Annotated in this window: 16 protein-coding genes and 1 riboswitch; of the genes, 14 read left to right on the top strand and 2 right to left on the bottom strand. The window is 24.5% G+C overall.

Annotation, left to right across the window (positions count from 1 at the left end):
• Window positions 1-60: 60 nt before the first annotated feature.
• The 4 genes from INR60_RS01385 (at window position 61) to INR60_RS01400 (ending at window position 5594) form a co-directional block, all read left to right on the top strand.
• Window positions 61-1212, top strand: a complete 1152-nt coding sequence (locus tag INR60_RS01385; protein ID WP_194189680.1) for a diguanylate cyclase domain-containing protein — start codon at window positions 61-63, stop codon at window positions 1210-1212.
• A gap of 79 nt (window positions 1213-1291) precedes the next feature.
• Window positions 1292-2440 (top strand): diguanylate cyclase domain-containing protein, encoded by a 1149-nt coding sequence (locus INR60_RS01390; protein ID WP_194189681.1) that lies wholly within the window; start codon window positions 1292-1294, stop codon window positions 2438-2440.
• 12 nt (window positions 2441-2452) lie between these two features.
• A complete protein-coding gene (locus INR60_RS01395) occupies window positions 2453-3163 on the top strand; it encodes a nuclease-related domain-containing protein (protein ID WP_194189682.1) in 711 nt (236 codons plus the stop codon).
• 97 nt (window positions 3164-3260) lie between these two features.
• Window positions 3261-5594, top strand: coding sequence for a 3'-5' exonuclease (locus tag INR60_RS01400; protein WP_194189683.1), 2334 nt, complete (start codon window positions 3261-3263; stop codon window positions 5592-5594).
• A gap of 39 nt (window positions 5595-5633) precedes the next feature.
• Here INR60_RS01400 and INR60_RS01405 read toward each other — a convergent pair whose 3' ends face one another.
• Window positions 5634-6218: a metal-dependent hydrolase gene (locus INR60_RS01405; RefSeq protein WP_194189684.1), complete on the bottom strand. Its 585-nt coding sequence runs from the start codon at window positions 6216-6218 to the stop codon at window positions 5634-5636.
• 143 nt (window positions 6219-6361) lie between these two features.
• Here INR60_RS01405 and yqeC point away from each other — a divergent pair, with 143 nt between their 5' ends.
• The 7 genes from yqeC to INR60_RS01440 all read left to right on the top strand — a co-directional run bounded on the left by yqeC (window position 6362) and on the right by INR60_RS01440 (window position 14173).
• A complete protein-coding gene (yqeC, locus tag INR60_RS01410) occupies window positions 6362-7048 on the top strand; it encodes a selenium cofactor biosynthesis protein YqeC (RefSeq protein ID WP_194189685.1) in 687 nt (228 codons plus the stop codon).
• A 14-nt stretch (window positions 7049-7062) separates the two neighbouring features.
• Window positions 7063-7635, top strand: coding sequence for a nucleotidyltransferase family protein (locus INR60_RS01415; protein WP_194189686.1), 573 nt, complete (start codon window positions 7063-7065; stop codon window positions 7633-7635).
• A 78-nt stretch (window positions 7636-7713) separates the two neighbouring features.
• The gene (locus INR60_RS01420; protein WP_194189687.1) at window positions 7714-10650 is read left to right on the top strand and encodes a hypothetical protein; all 2937 of its coding nucleotides are present in this window, start codon (window positions 7714-7716) and stop codon (window positions 10648-10650) included.
• 143 nt (window positions 10651-10793) lie between these two features.
• Complete coding sequence (locus INR60_RS01425) at window positions 10794-11588, top strand: MJ1433 family protein (protein ID WP_194189688.1); 795 nt, start codon at window positions 10794-10796, stop codon at window positions 11586-11588.
• A 129-nt stretch (window positions 11589-11717) separates the two neighbouring features.
• Window positions 11718-12392, top strand: coding sequence for a response regulator transcription factor (locus tag INR60_RS01430; RefSeq protein ID WP_194189689.1), 675 nt, complete (start codon window positions 11718-11720; stop codon window positions 12390-12392).
• A 41-nt stretch (window positions 12393-12433) separates the two neighbouring features.
• The gene (locus INR60_RS01435) at window positions 12434-13399 is read left to right on the top strand and encodes a sensor histidine kinase (protein WP_338014993.1); all 966 of its coding nucleotides are present in this window, start codon (window positions 12434-12436) and stop codon (window positions 13397-13399) included.
• Window positions 13400-13417: 18 nt separating this feature from the next.
• Window positions 13418-14173, top strand: a complete 756-nt coding sequence (locus tag INR60_RS01440) for an ABC transporter ATP-binding protein (RefSeq protein WP_194189691.1) — start codon at window positions 13418-13420, stop codon at window positions 14171-14173.
• A gap of 24 nt (window positions 14174-14197) precedes the next feature.
• Here the strand turns inward: INR60_RS01440 and ilvA are convergent, their stop codons facing one another.
• Window positions 14198-15400 (bottom strand): threonine ammonia-lyase, encoded by a 1203-nt coding sequence (gene ilvA / locus INR60_RS01445; protein ID WP_194189692.1) that lies wholly within the window; start codon window positions 15398-15400, stop codon window positions 14198-14200.
• A 151-nt stretch (window positions 15401-15551) separates the two neighbouring features.
• Here ilvA and INR60_RS01450 point away from each other — a divergent pair, with 151 nt between their 5' ends.
• From INR60_RS01450 to INR60_RS01460, 3 genes are all read left to right on the top strand, one after another.
• Window positions 15552-16316, top strand: coding sequence for an MJ1433 family protein (locus tag INR60_RS01450; protein WP_194189693.1), 765 nt, complete (start codon window positions 15552-15554; stop codon window positions 16314-16316).
• A gap of 81 nt (window positions 16317-16397) precedes the next feature.
• The gene (locus tag INR60_RS01455) at window positions 16398-16685 is read left to right on the top strand and encodes a DUF503 domain-containing protein (protein ID WP_194189694.1); all 288 of its coding nucleotides are present in this window, start codon (window positions 16398-16400) and stop codon (window positions 16683-16685) included.
• Between the two features lie 35 nt (window positions 16686-16720).
• Window positions 16721-17218 (top strand): GNAT family N-acetyltransferase, encoded by a 498-nt coding sequence (locus tag INR60_RS01460; RefSeq protein WP_194189695.1) that lies wholly within the window; start codon window positions 16721-16723, stop codon window positions 17216-17218.
• Between the two features lie 61 nt (window positions 17219-17279).
• A riboswitch (SAM riboswitch) is annotated at window positions 17280-17415 on the top strand.
• The last annotated feature ends 6 nt before the right edge of the window (window positions 17416-17421 follow it).

Consider the following 17421-nt stretch of genomic DNA (forward strand, 5'->3'; position numbering starts at 1 on the left):
TATAGGGGTAATTTAATATAAGAGGATGTGTAGGATTTGTACGGTAGAGAAGTGTTAATTATGTTAAATGCGGACGATAGCATAATAGATGTTAATGAGGGATTTTGCAAAATTTTAGGCTATGAAAGAAATAATGTCATAGGGGAAAAGGTCAGTTTAATTTTAAAAGACGATATTATTAGAGACGTAAAAGAGGAAAGTAAAGTTTTTATGGAAACCTTAGAAGGGACTATAAAGATATTTGATTTAAATATAAAAAAACTTCCAGAAAAGAAAAGGTGTATTTCTTTAATTGATATTACAGAAAGCAGATGCGAGGATTCAAGAAATGTATTATCACTTAAGGGATTATATGAAAATGCAAAAGATATAATTTATATAAGAGAGATAGATAAAAGGAAAAAGTTCATTTATTTAAATAATGCAGTAACAAAGCTTTTAGGTTATAAAAAAGAAGACTTTTACAATGAAAAATTGATTATAGAAGATTTAATTCATCCTCTAGATTTAAAAAAGCTAAGGGGAAGAGTTTTATCAGAAAAGAGTATAAATAAAAGTCTTGAAGTAAGAGTTAAAAATAAGGATGGAAAATACATATGGTTTGAAGATATATGTATTCCAAGCTATGATGATAATGGTAATTTAACTTTAATTAAAGGAATAAGCAGGTGTATTCAAGAAAGAAAATTAGCTCAAAATGAATTAGAAAGATTAATTTATAGTGATTCGATGACAAAACTAAACAATAGAAAATACTTTGAAGATAGTATTAAAAAATTAAAATCGAAAAACCTAGGAATAATAGTTATAGATTTAGATAATCTAAAAGAAACAAACGATAATTTTGGACATCTTATAGGAGATGAACTTATACTTTGTGCTGCAAATATTTTTAAAAGAATCTTTAAAGAGGATATTAAAGTTAGAATAGGCGGAGATGAATTTATTATAGTTATAAAAGAAGCGAGTTTAGAAATAGTAAAACAAAAAATAAAAGAATTAGAAGAAGAAATAAAAAGATATAATAAATACTCTATCTTAAAAGTATCACTTTCAAAAGGATATTCTTTATATAGCAAGGAAAGAGATAATATTAGAAAAGCTATAGAAGAAGCTGATTATAATATGTATAAAGAAAAGCAAAAGAAAAAAAGCTTGGAATGTGAGAAAAAGTGTACGAGAAATTTAAAGTACAGTTTAAATGAAGAATAAAGAAAAATTTTTTTACCTTCTTAAAACAGATTAAATTTGCTATAATATATTGATAATTAATTTTTATGGAGGCATTTTTGTGAAGTTTCAACAAAGTGAATTTAATAAGCTTAGGAGAGAGGTTATATTTGAAGTAGACAATAACGATATTATTACAGACGTAACAGATAATATAGAAAAAATATTTAGATATAAAAAAGAAGCTGTTATAGGTAAAAATATTAAAGAATTATATTGTGACGGAAAAAAACAAGAAGGTAAAGTTACTTTATTAGACAACATGGGAAACTTCGAGTTATTTGATGTAAAATTTTTAAACCATAGAAATGATGATGATAGAGCTTTAAATTACATATCTATTTATAAAGTAGATTGCTGCAAGACCAAAGAAGGTTCAAAATGTATTATTAAAAATATATATGAGGGGTTAAATGATTTAGTTTATTCTTTAAGGATAAAAGATAAAAAGATAAGTGTTATGTATGTTAATGATCTTATAGAGGATGTTTTAGGCTACTCTTTAGATGAAGCATATAATAACGAAGATTTTGTAGGGGAGATTATTCATGAAGATGATAAAGCTAAATTAAAACAAAAATTAATAAATAAAAGAGATGAAATGTGGATAGTTGAAGTTAGGCTTAAGCATAAAGATGGTCATTATATCTGGATGGAAAATCTTGCAGTTCCATCTATAGAGGAAGATGGAAGAGGGCTTTTTTTAAGAGGTATTGGAAGATGCATCGAAAAAAGAAAAAAGAAAGAAAAAGAAATAGAAGATATAATGTATAACGATAACTTAACTAAACTTAGAAATAGAAATTATCTACAAGAAAAAATAGAAGAGATAAAAGATAGAGAATTTAGTGTAATAATAGTAGATATAGATAATTTAAAAGAACTAAATGATACGAGAGGTCATTTAGAGGGAGATAAGCTTATCTTAAAATCTGCAAATATCTTAAAAAAAGTATTTAAAGATGATTGTATAAAATTTAGGATGGGCGGAGATGAATTTATGATAATAATTAAAAATTCATCAGAAGAATATGTGAAAAGTAAAATAGACGAATTAGATAGAGTAATAGAAGACTCTAATAAGAATAGCGATATAATAGTTAGTTTATCTAAAGGGTATTCAATTTGTAAAAAAACAGGGGAAGATATAAAAAAAGTTATGGATAAAGCTGATTATTATATGTATAGAGATAAAAGGTCTAAAAGATAATAAGGAGTATGTATGGCGAGAATTCACGGAAGAAAAAATTCTCTTAAAGGTAAGATAGATAAAAAGATTCCACTTTATATTATAAGTTCTCTTATAATTACTGTAATCTTAGGAGGTAGTATATTTTATACAAGTTTTCCGTTATTTTTGCTGTCGCCACTTGTGTGGTTTATTTCGATAAAAAAGATAAACAAGATAAATCTAAGAAATAAGAAATACAAGAAAGGGTTAACGGGCGAAGAAAATGTTCTTCACATATTAAAAAAATTAAATGGAAAATACCACGTATTTAACGATATAAATTTACCTAAAAGTTATTATAACGAAAAGGCACAGATAGATATAGTTATAGTTTCAAAAAGTGGAGTAATTATAGTTGAAGTTAAAAATATAAAAGGGATTGCAAGTGGAAATATAGATGATGAATATATTTCTATTTTAAATGGAAACAGTATAAATAAAATATATAATCCTATAAAGCAAGTTAAAGGTCAAGGGTATAAACTATCTAAACTTTTAAAATCTAAAGGGGTAGATACTTTTGTTACAGGTATTGTATATTTTAATAGGTTTGAAGAATCCACTAAGGCTTTTAAAATTAAAAATAGTAAAAATATAGTTTTTGATAAAGAAAAAAAACTATTAAAAAGAATAAAGAAAAATAAAGATTATCTTTCTAAAGAAGAGTTAGAAAAGGTGATTGATATTTTAGATAGTTACTAAACACTTTAAATAAAATATTTAAAGTGTTTTTTCTTTTTATAAGTAATAAAGGATATTTTTATAGAATATTATTTATGTATATATTAAAAGTTAGAAGGTGAGTAAAATCAAATCGGTAGGACATGAAATTATAGATTTAAATGAAGAGCAGCTTAAAGCTATAATGGATTTAAAAAATAATATCTATCTTAAAGGGAGACCTGGAACTGGTAAATCAGAAGCTATTTTGCAAAGAACAGTTAACATATTAAATAAAGGATATGCAAAGGAAAGAGAAATTTTACTTATAGTGTCAAAAAATATTAATGAAATAAGGTTAAGAAATAAGCTAGAAAGAACTGATATAAAATGGGATAGAATAAACATAATGACTATAAAGAAATTCTGTGTAAGATTAGTTAGACTAGAGGGGACAAATAAACTTAAGGTTTCTAACAATTGGTCTTTTGTAGATGATAATGATTCAGTTGAAATTTTAAAGGGTATTTTAAAAGAAAATGAGATTTTAAAAGAGATAAATAAAAGCGTAGAATCTATATATGAGGGGTTAAAAAAAGATAAGTTAAATAATATATCAGATAATGAAATTTTAAATAAATATAATGAGTATTTATTTAAAAACAACCTTCTTGATTATTTAGATATATTAAGTTATGCAGATAAGCTTTTAGAAGAAAAAGATATTTCTGATTTTTATAGTAAAAAATATAAATATATAAATATTCATAAAGTAAGTAAAATGAGCTTTAAAGAGTATAAAGTTATATCTAAGATATTTAAAAACAATAACATTATGTTAATTTCTGATATTGTATCAGAGGATAAGAAAATATATAGTGATTTTAAGAAAAATTATAATCATAAAGTAATTGAGTTTACAACAAACCATAGAGGAACTAAGAGATTAGTTTATTTAGAAAATGAATATACAAAAATGTGTCTAAATAATATAGGAAGTATAAAGTCTTCTAAAGGCGAAGTAGGGGAAACTATAGATATCATAAAAACTAAAAATTTAAAGTCAGAAGCTGAATTTTTAGTAAGTAATATATTAAAAGATAAGCTCACAAATAAAAATTTAAGTCATGGAATTATTGCAAGTGAAGCGTTATATGGAGAGCAGCTAAAACTTTATTTAGATAAATATTCTAAGGGAAGCTTAGCTTTTTCTTTAAGTTCAGACACAAACTTTGTAGATAATAAAAAAGTTAAAGGAATACTATCTTTTATGAATCTTTTGATAGATAAACACAGTGACTATCACTTAGAAAATGTTATAAATACCTTTTATAATATAGAAAAAAAGGTATTAGATAAAATAAAAGATAATAATATAAATGTTAAGTTATCTGACTTTATAGATGGGTCATCTATAAAGTATAGCGATCCATTTTCAAGGCTTATAAGATATCTAAAAGCAGAAAATGCAGTAATTTTGGATGTAAGCCGTGAAAGAATTATAAATAGAGAGGAAATTATTAGATTATCCTGTCTTAAGGTTGATTTTAGGGGAGATATAATAGATAGTTTAGATAAAATTATATATATAGGTGAAAGTTCTAGTTTAAATGAAGCTATCTTAAATATGAAGGAGTTTTTGAGATTTGTAAGCGGGCATCTTATAATTTCTGAAAATGCAGCTTTTTCAATTAATACAATAAATAAAATAAACGATTTACTTGGTTTAGAGAAGTTAAATCATAAAAGCTATTATGATATAAGAGAAATAGCTATGAGATACTTAAATTTATCAGATTATAGTTTAGATAACATATTAAATAAATTAAATATAAAAAATAGTAAAAAAGAAGTATTCAAAATTTTAGATATATTAAATTTCTTTATTAATAACAAAATAATAAAAGAAAAAGAACCAAGAAAAGATTTTATAAAAACTTATATAGATGATTTTTTAAAAATAAAAGAAGATCTTATACTTGTACGAAATATATTAAGAAAAAAGCTAGTTAAGCCTTTAGATATCTTATTTTTAACTATAGAAGTTTTAAAATCACCTAAGGTTTATTTGTTTGATTGGGATAACGGAAGTAGATATAAAAAAGTATTAGAAGAATTCTTTATATATTTTGATTCTAAAAATAAAAATATCCAAGAGGATTTAGTAAGTATTTTAGATATCTGTAATATTTTTGGAGAAGAAAGTTTTGAATTTGTTACAAAGGAAAATGTTATTCCTATACTAACTATAGATGAAGCTGAAGGATTCCATTTTGATAGTGTATATATAACAGGTGCAACTATAGAAAACTTTAAAGATATAAATAAATATAAACTATATAGTGGTATTACAAGAAGTAGGGAAAAAATATCTTTTACGGTTCCAAGTGAAGATGTTTATGGAAATTCAGAAAATATGTTAGAAGTTTTAGAAAATTTAAATGGAAATAATATATCTATAAGTAGATATTAAATTTAAAGGATGTTGCGATTAAAGCAGCATCCTTTTAATTTAAAAAATATTTAAAATATAAGTTATTATATCAAATTTATAATAATCACCTGCAATTAATAAAATGTTATAAAGGCATAGTAAAACTATCATTAATCTTAAAAATTTATTTATGTACTTTTCAGAAGTTCCCCCTGTTTTTATAGGCAGAATATGTATATTTATTCTTATTGGGTTAAAGAATTCTATTCCTTCAGAAGTTAGAAAGTCAAGAACCATATGTGAAGCATAACCTAATACAAAACCAAGACCTATAGATAATACTATTATGTTTTGGTTAGATATCATATAGATTACTTCAAAAAAGAATGAAAATAAAAGTACAGCTAAAAAGCTATGTGTAAAACCACGGTGCCTACATTTTTTACCGAAATGCTTAGCTAAAAAGGGGTATCTTTTACTTATGTAAGAACTTTTCATATCTATATCAGGGAAAAGTGCGCCTATATATGAGGAATGGAAAAATAAAAGTATTAGAAATATCTTATAAATTAAACTATAGCTTGAAATGAACTTAGTTAAAAAAACATTTAAAGCTAAAAGTGCAATAATTAATCCCCCAGATGAATGTGTTTCTTTTGTCATTGTATCTCCTTTAACTTGTCTATTTAAGAATATTATATAAAACTTATAAAGAAAATCAATAACATATAGGAGATTTAATTTATATTTTTAGTTAAGAAGATTAAAATGTAATTATAAAAGAAAAGTATTTGGAGGGTATATTAATGAATTTAACTAAAGAATTTAGTATAAAAAAAGGTGATGTAGTAACTATAGTAGGTTCAGGGGGGAAGACTACATTGCTTTATAAATTAGGAAATGAACTTAAAAATAATAAGGTCTTATTAACAACTACAACTAAAATGTTTAAGCCAAATAAAGAAGATGTGGATTATTTTCAAAAGAAGATAGATATAAAAGGAAATGGTAGATACTTTTTATATTCAGAAATTAAAGGAGAAAAGGTAAGTGCAGACCTAGATTTAATTAAAGGTGAGATTAATAAATTTGATTATTCTATAATAGAAGGGGATGGTTCTAAAAGAAAAAAGATAAAGGGGTGGAACGATTTAGAACCTGTAGTTTTAGAAGAGACTACTAAAACTATAGGGGTGATTCCTATTAATGCTATAGGGATTTCTATAGACGAAGATAATATACATAGATTAGAACTTTTTAAAGAAATCATAAAAGATAAGAATGCTAAGAAAATAAGTGTTAATGAAATAATAGATATTGTAAAAGATAAAAATGGACTATTTAAAAATAGTTCTTTAAAAAAAATATTATTTATTAACTGCGTTGAAAGTTTAGGGGATTTAGAGTATTCAAAAGAAATAAAAGATAGATTAAAAGATTACGATATAAAAGTTGTAATTGGAAGTTTAAAAGAGGATTTAATTTATAAATAGAGGAGATTTAAATTATGGTAGCGATAGTTTTAGCATCTGGAATGAGCAAAAGAATGGGAGAAAATAAACTTCTCTTAAAATTTAATGGCATGCCTTTAATAGAATATACCTTAAAAGTTATAGGAAGCATTCCATTTAAAGAAAAGATATTAGTTTATAAAGACGAAGAAGTTAAAATTTTAGGCGATAGATATGGGTTTAAATGTATAAAAAATGATGAATTTTATAAAGGGCAAAGTTCAAGTTTAAAGCTTGGGGTTAAAAGCATTAAATCAAGTGCTGATGGAATAATGTTTTTTAGTTCAGATGAGCCTTTTTTAAAGGAAGAGGATTTACTTTTTATGATAAAAAAGTTTAATGAGGGCTCTAAAATAATAGTTCCAAAAGTAAATGGTGAAAAAAAGATGCCAACTATCTTCCATATAAAATATAAGAATGATTTACTTAACGTTTCTGGAGACGTAGGTGGAAGAAATATAATAAAAGAAAATCTAAAAGATGTTACCTTTGTAGAATTTAATAACTCTAAGAATTTTTTTGATATAGATACAAAAGAAGATTTTAAAGAAGGATTAGAATTACTTTAAAACTAGTATAAAGCACATTTTAATTTTCTATACATATTATGATAAGGAAATAATTTTTGGGGTTAGGAGTAGATAGATTTGGAAAATAAAATAAATTTAACATTTGAAAATGTATGTAGAAAATCTGTAGACTTAATTTTAGATATACCTTTTGATGAAGATATGTATATAGAATTAAAGAGTATAAATTCCTTAGATTTAGATATAAATCATAGTTTGGTATTTAAATCTACTGAAGAAAGTGAAGAAAAGTTTTTAAAAACTAGAGTTATTCTTTTAGATGATTCAAATCTTTTAAAAGATGGTGAAGAGTATTTAGTAACTCTTTATAAAGATGATGAAGTCTTAGGAGATAAAAAGTTTAAGGTTTTAACTAAAGATTATATTAAAAATATAGATGTTTCTGGAATAGGGACAAGGATTATTAAGATATCTTTTAATGAGCCTATAGAAAACTTAGATTATTTATATAAATTAAGAGAATATGAAAAACAGTTAGAAAATATAAAAGAAGAGGCTTTATTAAACTTTTATATAAGCTTTTTTAAAGATAAAAATTTAATTGATTTAGAAAATGATAGTTTAAATATATATAGTGGTCATATTATTTCTAATATAACTATTTCAGATAGTGAAAATACAAAATCTATTAAACCTTTTAATGTAGATGTGTCTGATGATTTAAAAACTATTATTATTACTTCAAATTATAAAAATCTACCAGAAGGTGAAAATCATAATTTGATTATAAATAGTTTCGCATCAATTTATCATAAGGATAATCAATTAAAAGATTATAGCCATTATAGATTAGATTACCCTGTAACTATTAAAGAGTTTTCTTTAGAAAAATTTAAAAATAAGACAAAGGTTAAAGATATAGAAATAATATCTCTTTATGAAATGATAGTAGCTTACGATAATGAAGTACTTATTTTAGAAGATGAAAACTTTAATATTTTATGTAACGGAACTAAGAAGGAATTAGATAAAAATAAACCTTTAGAATATGCAGATAATTCTTTAAAAAAGGTTAGATTTTACTTAGATAAATCAACTCCTCTTCTTAGGGGAGAAAACATTAAAGTAACTTTAACTAGCATAACAGATGCATCAGGATTTAAAACTTTAGAAAGTGAGTTTTTAAAAGATATAATCCCAGTTATTCCAAAAGTTGAAATTGCAAAGGAAATAAAAGATACTGAATATAAAAATATAAAAGATTTACTTTTAGAAAATAAAACTATAATTTATGTAAAATATTCAGAAGATATGGACGTGCCATCAGCTATAGATACAAATAATTATAAACTTATAAATGAATTAGATAAAAAAGAAATTCCAATAGTGATAGATAGCATCTATAATTTTAATAAAACTTATAAAAAATATGATGAATACTATATGGTTTTAAATAACTTAGAGTTTGGAGAGTATATTTTAAATATTAAAGACGTTAAGGATTTATCTTATGTTGCTATTGAAGAAACTAATAAATCTATAAAAGTAACAGATAGAAAAATTCCAGAATGTAGTAGAGTTTTACTTTCAGAAGATGAATTAATGGATTTTAAAATATTATTATTTGAATTTAATGATAATATGGAAGCTAGAGAAATAGAGAATTCAATATTGAATCCATCTAATATAAAACTTATAGGAAAAGGAAGTGAAGCTTTTAAGAGTCTAGTTTTAGATGAGGCAAAGGTAGAACTTATAAATAATAAAGATATAGCTATAGTTTCTATAAAAAATTCTTCCCTTAAAGATTTTAAATTAAATTATGATACATTTGATATTCTTTTAGGATATACAAGGCTTAAAGATATAAAATATATAACAAATAGTTCTGGAAATATTTATCCTTTATATGAAACATTAAATATAGAATCTATTGTGCCTCCAATAGAAATAGAATCTAGTGATTCAGAAATAGAGATAGTAGAAGATAAAAAACTAATTTTTTCAACTGGTGATTTAAATAAAAGGTTCTATAAAGAAACAGTTGATTTAGATTATATAAAAATTAAATTAGATGACGAAACTATATATCCTGAATCTTTTAGGGTTTTAGAATCTTTAAGTAAAATAGAATTTAATTTTAAAAAGGAGAGTTTTAATAGTTTAACTAAAAATATTTCTATAGAATTTATAAAAAACTCTAAAATCAAAGATATCTTCAAAAGAGATATATCTTTTGGTATATGTAAAAATGTTATAAATAATCTAAGGGGCTTAGTTATATCAGTAAGTAAGATTAGGGAAGATAAAGAAGATTCTAATTCTCTTATAATTGCATTAAAGTATAGCGAAGATATAGTTTATGTAGATAAAAAAGATTTTTTAGTTGAAACTTTAGAGGGGATAAGGTGTGATGTTTTAAGTGCTTCTATAGTATCTTCTAATATTATAGAACTTAAAATCAAATCAAATATAATAAAGAGTTTAGAAAGCGAAAAATTATTTGTATCAACCTTTGATGAAAACATCTCAAAACTTAAAACTAGAGAAAGTGGCGGAGATATTTTAAAATCTTTTAAAAGATTAGAAGTTAAAGAGTTTAATATAAAATCTTTTAATTGGGTTACTATAAATAATAATAATAATTTAAATGATAGTTTGTTTTCTATAGAGTTTTCTAAAGATATAGATTTTGAAAAGATATCTTTAAATTCAGCTAATACTATATTTAAAGGTACTATTATTAAAGAAGGATTTTTATATATTATTAGAATTAATAGTGACTTAGATCCTTTAGGTGAAATAAGGATTTTAGCTAAAGGTGAAATCTTAGATGAAAGTTATTTAAATAAAGACTTAAAGGGTGAAATAAATATAATAGATAAAAATGAGTTGCAGCTTAAGATAAAAGATGACTCCATAAATTTTAAAGATGGATTTTTAGAAAATATAATTCACGGATATTTTAAACCAGAAGATTATTTTATATTATCTAAGGGAGACTACGTATATTTAAGAGAAGATAGTTCAAATTATATATATCCAAACAAATAAAAGGGCTTTTTTAGCCCTTTTTAAATTTATTAAGAAACTATATATTTTAATAAATTTTTTTCATATACTATAAAAAATATTGAATAAGAAAATATTAAGTTGTATAATTCAAAAGAAAAAAAGAAAGAAAAGGGTGACATAAATTGGATAAATACAAAAAAGAGACCTTTTTAATAGGATCAGGACTTATAGGATTATCTCTTATATTACATTTTTTCCACTATTTAATATTTAAAGATTTACATCATACTTTAATATTTTTAGTTGCAGATATAGCATTTGTACCTATGGATGTATTTTTTACTGCTTTTGTTATAGAAAAGCTTTTAGATAAAAGAGAAACACATCACAAAATGGAAAAGCTAATTATAATTAAAGGTGTGTTTTATTCTGAACTTGGAAATAGTCTTTTAGATGAATTTGTAAAAGGTGATAAAAATATAGACTTAATAAAAAACGATGCTTTTATTAAAAAGTCTTGGGGAAAAGAAGAATTTAAAGCTTTGGAAAATGAATTAGATGAATATTCATATGAAGTTAATTTAGAAAATTTAGATATTAGAAAGATATCAGATATTTTAAATAAAGAAAAGGATTTTCTTATATCTTTAATAACTAATCCTACTCTTATGGAACACGAAAGTTTTTCAGATATGATAATAACTTTAATGCATTTAAGGGAAGAACTTTTAGATAGATATTTTAAAATGGAATGTGAATGTAATTGTTGCGATAAAAATCATATAGAAGAGGACATAGAAGATGCTTATAGAGCGTTAACTTACGGTTGGGTAAGGTATATGAGACATCTTAAAAAAGAATATCCAAAATTATTTTTAAAAGCAATGTTAAATAACCCTTTTGATGATAGAAGTTTTAGTGAAAAATATAAAGTTTCAGAGAAAAATGGTATTAATATTTGCGAAATGATTAAGTAAAGAAAAACTTAAATTTCTTAAAAAAAGGTTATATGTGATAAATTTTTTCTTAAAAATTACATATAACCTTATTTTATTTTGATTATGTAGTAAAATAGGAATAAATGAATAAACTAAGGAGGGAATAATATGTATAACATAACTATTATAGAAGACAACGATGGGATAAGAAACGAATTAAGTAAGCTTTTAGAGCGTTATGGTTACAGTGTTTCTTTAATAACTGATTTTAGTAAGGTTATAGAAGATATAGATTTAGAAAACACTAACCTTATTCTTTTAGATATTAATTTACCTTATTTTGATGGATATCATATATGTAGAGAAATAAGAAAGAAATCAGAAGTTCCTATAATTATAGTTACAAGTAGAGATAGTGATATGGATGAAATTATGAGTATGAATTTAGGTGCTGATGATTTTATAACAAAACCGTATAACACAAATATCCTTATAGCTAGAATAGAATCTATAATTAGAAGAACGTATAAAGGAAAAGAGAAGGGGTCTGATAAAATCACTTATGATGATATGACATTAGATCTTTCAAAAGGGATTTTAGTAAGAGGTGATAAAGAAACAGAACTTACTAAAAATGAAATTAAAATCATATCTTTTTTAATGCAAAATAGAGGAGAGATAGTGACAAGAGAAGATTTAATGGAGCATTTATGGAGTACTGATTACTTTGTAGATGATAATACTTTATCTGTAAATGTAACTAGAATAAGAAAAAAAATATCTGAACTTGGGCTTCAAAATATTATAGAAACTAGAAGAGGACTAGGGTATATAATGAAATGAGTTTTTTAGATTATATAAAAGATAAACTTTTTTTTATAATAATGAACATATTTATTTTTGGAATTATGTCAGTTCTTATGGGAATATTTAAATTTGGTTCAGGGATAGTTTTTATTGTATTTGTAATATGGTTTCTTCCTTTGATATCTTACATAATAGCTGAATTTATTAGAGAGAGAAAATTTTTTAATGAACTAAAAATAGTTACAGAAGAATTAGATAAAAAATATTTAATTGCAGAAGTTATAGAGGAGCCAAACTTTATTGAAGGTAAAATACTTTATGATTCCTTAAGAGAATCAAATAAGGTTATGCATGAAACTTTAAATGATTATAAAAAGATTCAAAAGGATTATAAAGAATATATAGAAATGTGGGTGCACGAAATAAAAACTCCAATAGCATCTAGTAAACTTTATATAGAAAATAACAAAGAAACAGTAGGCAAGGAATTAGTAAATGATATAAATTCTATAGATTCTATGGTAGAGCAAGTCTTATATTATTCAAAAATGGATACTGCAAACGATGATTACATAATTAAAAAGATAAAATTAAAAGATGTAGTTAATAAAGTTATTAAAAGAAACTCTAGAGTTTTTATAAGAAAGCGTATTATGGTAGAAACTGTAGGTCTAGAAGAAACTGTATACAGTGATTCTAAATGGTTAGAATTTATCATAAATCAAATTATAAATAACTCTTTAAAATATACAGATTCTTTTGGAAAAATTACTATATCTTCTTTAGAAAATAAAGATAACGTTGTGCTTTTTATAAGAGATAACGGTGTAGGGATAAGAGAAGAAGATATAGATAAGATCTTTAATAAAGGATTCACAGGAGAAAATGGAAGAATATTTGGTAAGTCAACAGGTGTAGGATTATATATTTGTAAAAAGCTTTGCAAAAAATTAAGAATAGGCATATCTCCTAAAAGACTAGAAAAAGGAACAGAATTAAAATTAGTATTTCCAGTAGGGTCTAATACTAATTTTAAAGAATAAAACTTAAGGGGGACTAAAATGTCAAAAATACTTGAAGTTAAAAATGTAGAAAAGTATTATGGTAGCAGAAATAATATCACAAAAGCATTAGATGATATAAGCTTTGATGTAAGTGAAGGTGAATTTGTTTCTATAATGGGTTCTTCAGGCAGTGGAAAGACTACCTTATTAAACTGTGTAGCGACTATTGATAGGGTAACAACTGGAAATATATATATTGACGATGTTGATATAACTAAATTAAAAGGGATAGATTTAGAAGAGTTTAGAAGCTATAAGTACGGATATATCTTTCAAGATTATAATGTTTTAGATATTTTAACTGTTTTTGAAAATATAGCATTAGCTTTATCTATTCAAAATATTTCTGGAGTAGAAATAGAAAAAAAGGTTATCGATATAAGTAAAAGAATTGGAATTTTTGATATTTTAAATAAGTATCCTTATGAAATATCTGGAGGTCAAAAACAAAGGATTGCAGTTGCAAGAGCTCTTATAAAGAATCCATCTATAGTTTTAGCTGATGAACCTACAGGTGCACTTGATTCTACTTCAGCTAAAAAACTTTTAAATCTTTTAGAAGAGATGAATAAAGAAATTAATTCTACTATACTACTTGTAACCCATGACCCGTATAGTGCAAGTTATTCTAATAGAGTTGTATTTATTAAAGATGGTAAGATATTTAACGAAATAAAAAAAGGAAATTCAAGTAATAAAGAATTTTTCGATAGAATAATGGAAGTAGTTACTCTACTCGGTGGAGATACTTAAAAAGGTGCATTTAAAGCACCTTTTTTATTTTAATTTTTGTTCTATATAATATCCTTTTGTAATAAAGGCTTTTCTTATAGTTTCAATATGTTCATAGCCGTTTGTTTCAACTGTAACTTCTAAGTTTGTATTAGTTAATTTATTTCTAGCTTTAAATTGATTATGTTCAAGTCTAACGATATTTGCATTAGTTTGTCCTAAAATTTCTGATATTTCATTTAGCATACCAGGTCTATTTGTAAGTTCAACATTAAAGCAAAATAATCTTCCTCTTGAAACTAAAGCACTATTAATTAAAGACGTGATAGTTAACATATCGATATTTCCACCACTTATAATAGATACGATATTTTTATCTTTAACATTTAAAAGTTTAATTGCAGCAAGTGATGCTGCGCCAGAAGCTTCAGCTATAAGCTTATGTTTTTCGCTAAGGATTAAGAAAGCTTCAACTATTTCAGTATCTGTAACTGTAATAATATCATCTACATATTCTTTTATAATTTCAAATGTTAAATCACCAGGGGACTTAACTGCTATACCATCAGCTATGGTGTTTACAGAATCTAAAGGAGTTAATTTGCCATTTTTAAAGCTATGCGCCATAGCACATGCCCCTTCAGCTTGGACACCTATGATCTTGATGTTTGGATTAATTGATTTTAAAGCTAAAGATATTCCGCTTATAAGACCTCCTCCGCCGATTGGACAAAGTACGATATCGATATCTTTTAAGTCTTCATAAATTTCAAGACCTATAGTTCCTTGACCATAAATAACATCAATATCGTTAAAAGGATGAAGAAAAGTCATACCTTTTTGCGATTCAATTTTTCTAGCTTCATTATAAGCATCATCATAACATTTACCGTGTAATATAACATTACCACCTAAATCTTTAGTAGACTGTACTTTTAAATAAGGTGTTGTTTCAGGCATTACAATAGTGGATTTAACAGAAAGAAGATCAGCTGCATATGCTACACCTTGAGCATGGTTTCCAGCTGAGGAACAGACTACACCACGAGATAAATCATCGGATGAAAGCGATTTAATCTTGTTTAAAGCTCCTCTAAGTTTATATGCACCTGTAAGTTGTAGGTTTTCACATTTCATATAAACATTATTTGAAGTAAGCTTAGAGAATACATTACTATGAAGTAATGGTGTTTTGATTACTGTGTCTTTAATATTTTCTCTTGCAGTTTTAATTTTGTCTAAATGCATAAACTGCACCCCCTTTTAGCCTTTTACTTTATTATACATTTATTGAATATATAGTACAAACAAATAATCACATTTGTCCTTATAAAAAAATATATTAAATTATAGATGTATAGAGTTTTAGGGGAATTTTAATTTTGGAGAAAGTTTTATTATGGATAAAGGGATTATATACAAAATAAAGAGAATTATGGGCCTTGTATTTTTAACGGTTTTATTATTTGCTATATATTATTTTTTGTTTAATAACTCTAGAGATATATTTACTTCTATAGTTATGAATATAGCAAGTATTCCTTTAAATATGTTAGTTACAGGGTATATATTTAATGAGATACTAAATAAACGAGAAAAGGCTAAAATAGAAAAAGAAATAAATATGCTAATTGGAATATTTTTTAATGAAGTTGGTACGGAAGTTTTAAGAATATTTGTAAATGCTGATGATTGTATTGATGATATAAGAGATAAATGCATTATTAAAAGGGATTTTACTAAAAAGGATTATGAAAATCTTATGGAGATTTTCTTAAATAATGATTTTTGTGCAAAGATTGATGGTATTGACCTTTTTGACCTTAAGATGATTTTAAATGAAAAGAGTAATATTATAATTGATTTAATTTCAAATACTATTTTAAAAGAAAAAGAAGGTTTTACAGATGCTGTAATTTCTGTTTTGCATTTAAGAGATGAATTAAATACTAGATTTTATTTAAATAAAATAGAATATGAGTATGAAAAAAAGCATTTAGAAGAAGATATAAATATATCCTATAGATTAATTGCAGTTAGGTGGGTTAATTATATAGAACACCTAGGAACCTATTATCCACAATTATTTACTAAAGCTTTAATAAGTTCACCTTTTGATAATAGGGATTTGAAAACAAAGGATGAAGAATATTTAAAAAAATAAATATACTATTTTAAAAATACAGGTAAAGTATCATAATATAAATAAAAGAAAATTACCTGTATTTTTTAGTGAGGTGTAAATATGGACGTATTAATTATGAAAATAACTATAAGGAATTCTTTTGTAAAGTCATTAAAAGAAAAGAGAATGATAAGATTAAGCATAATTGGAAGACTTAAAAATAAATTTAATATTTCTATTTCAGAGATTGGTTATCTAGATGATCATAAATTAATGCAACTTGGAATAGCTGGAGCCTTTAGTGATGTTAAAGTATTACATAGCGCAAAAGAAAAGATTATAGATTTTGTTGAAAGTAATATAGAAGGTGAAATTATAGATATTGAAGAAATAGCTGAAATCTTTTAATATATATTTAAAAATATATTGTGAGGTTTAATTTTATGAAATTAAGAAAAGCAACAAGAGATGATTTAAAGAATTTCGAAGATATTTTAAATAGGGTTTTAGAAGTAGGAAAGGTTACAGGCTTAAATTGGACTAAAAACTATCCAAGGAAAATCCATTTTGAAGAAGATCTAAAAAATGATGAGTTATATGTTTTAGAAGATAATAAACAAATAATAGGCGCAGTTTGTTTAAATGATAAATATGATATTAATTATAATAAAATTAATTTTTCTTATTCTAAACGTGCCCTACTTATACATAGACTTATGATAGATGGAAAGTTTTCAAACAAAGGTTATGGCAAAAAAATGATTAGAGAAATTGAAAAATTTGCATTAGATAACGGATATGACTCTATAAAATTAGATACTAACGAAAAAAATAAAATAGCTCAAAAGTTATATTTTGGTTCAGGGTACATAAAAAAAGGTATGATGAACTTAGAAGGAAAAGAAGGAAATTACATAGCACTTCAAAAAATTCTAAAATAACTATTGACAAGCTATCTAAAAAAATATATATTAATATACAAGAAATGTAAAATTAAATAAATTCTTATCAAGAGCGGTGGAGGGACTGGCCCTATGAAACCCAGCAACCTATAAATATTTAAGTGTATTTTCGTGTCTTAAATTATTTATAAGGTGCTAATTCCAGCAACTATTAAATTTTAGTTGAAAGATGAGAGGGTAGA

The sequence above is a fragment of the Clostridium chrysemydis genome, assembly GCF_015234215.1.
In the GTDB taxonomy this organism is placed as follows: Bacteria; Bacillota; Clostridia; order Clostridiales; family Clostridiaceae; genus Clostridium; species Clostridium chrysemydis.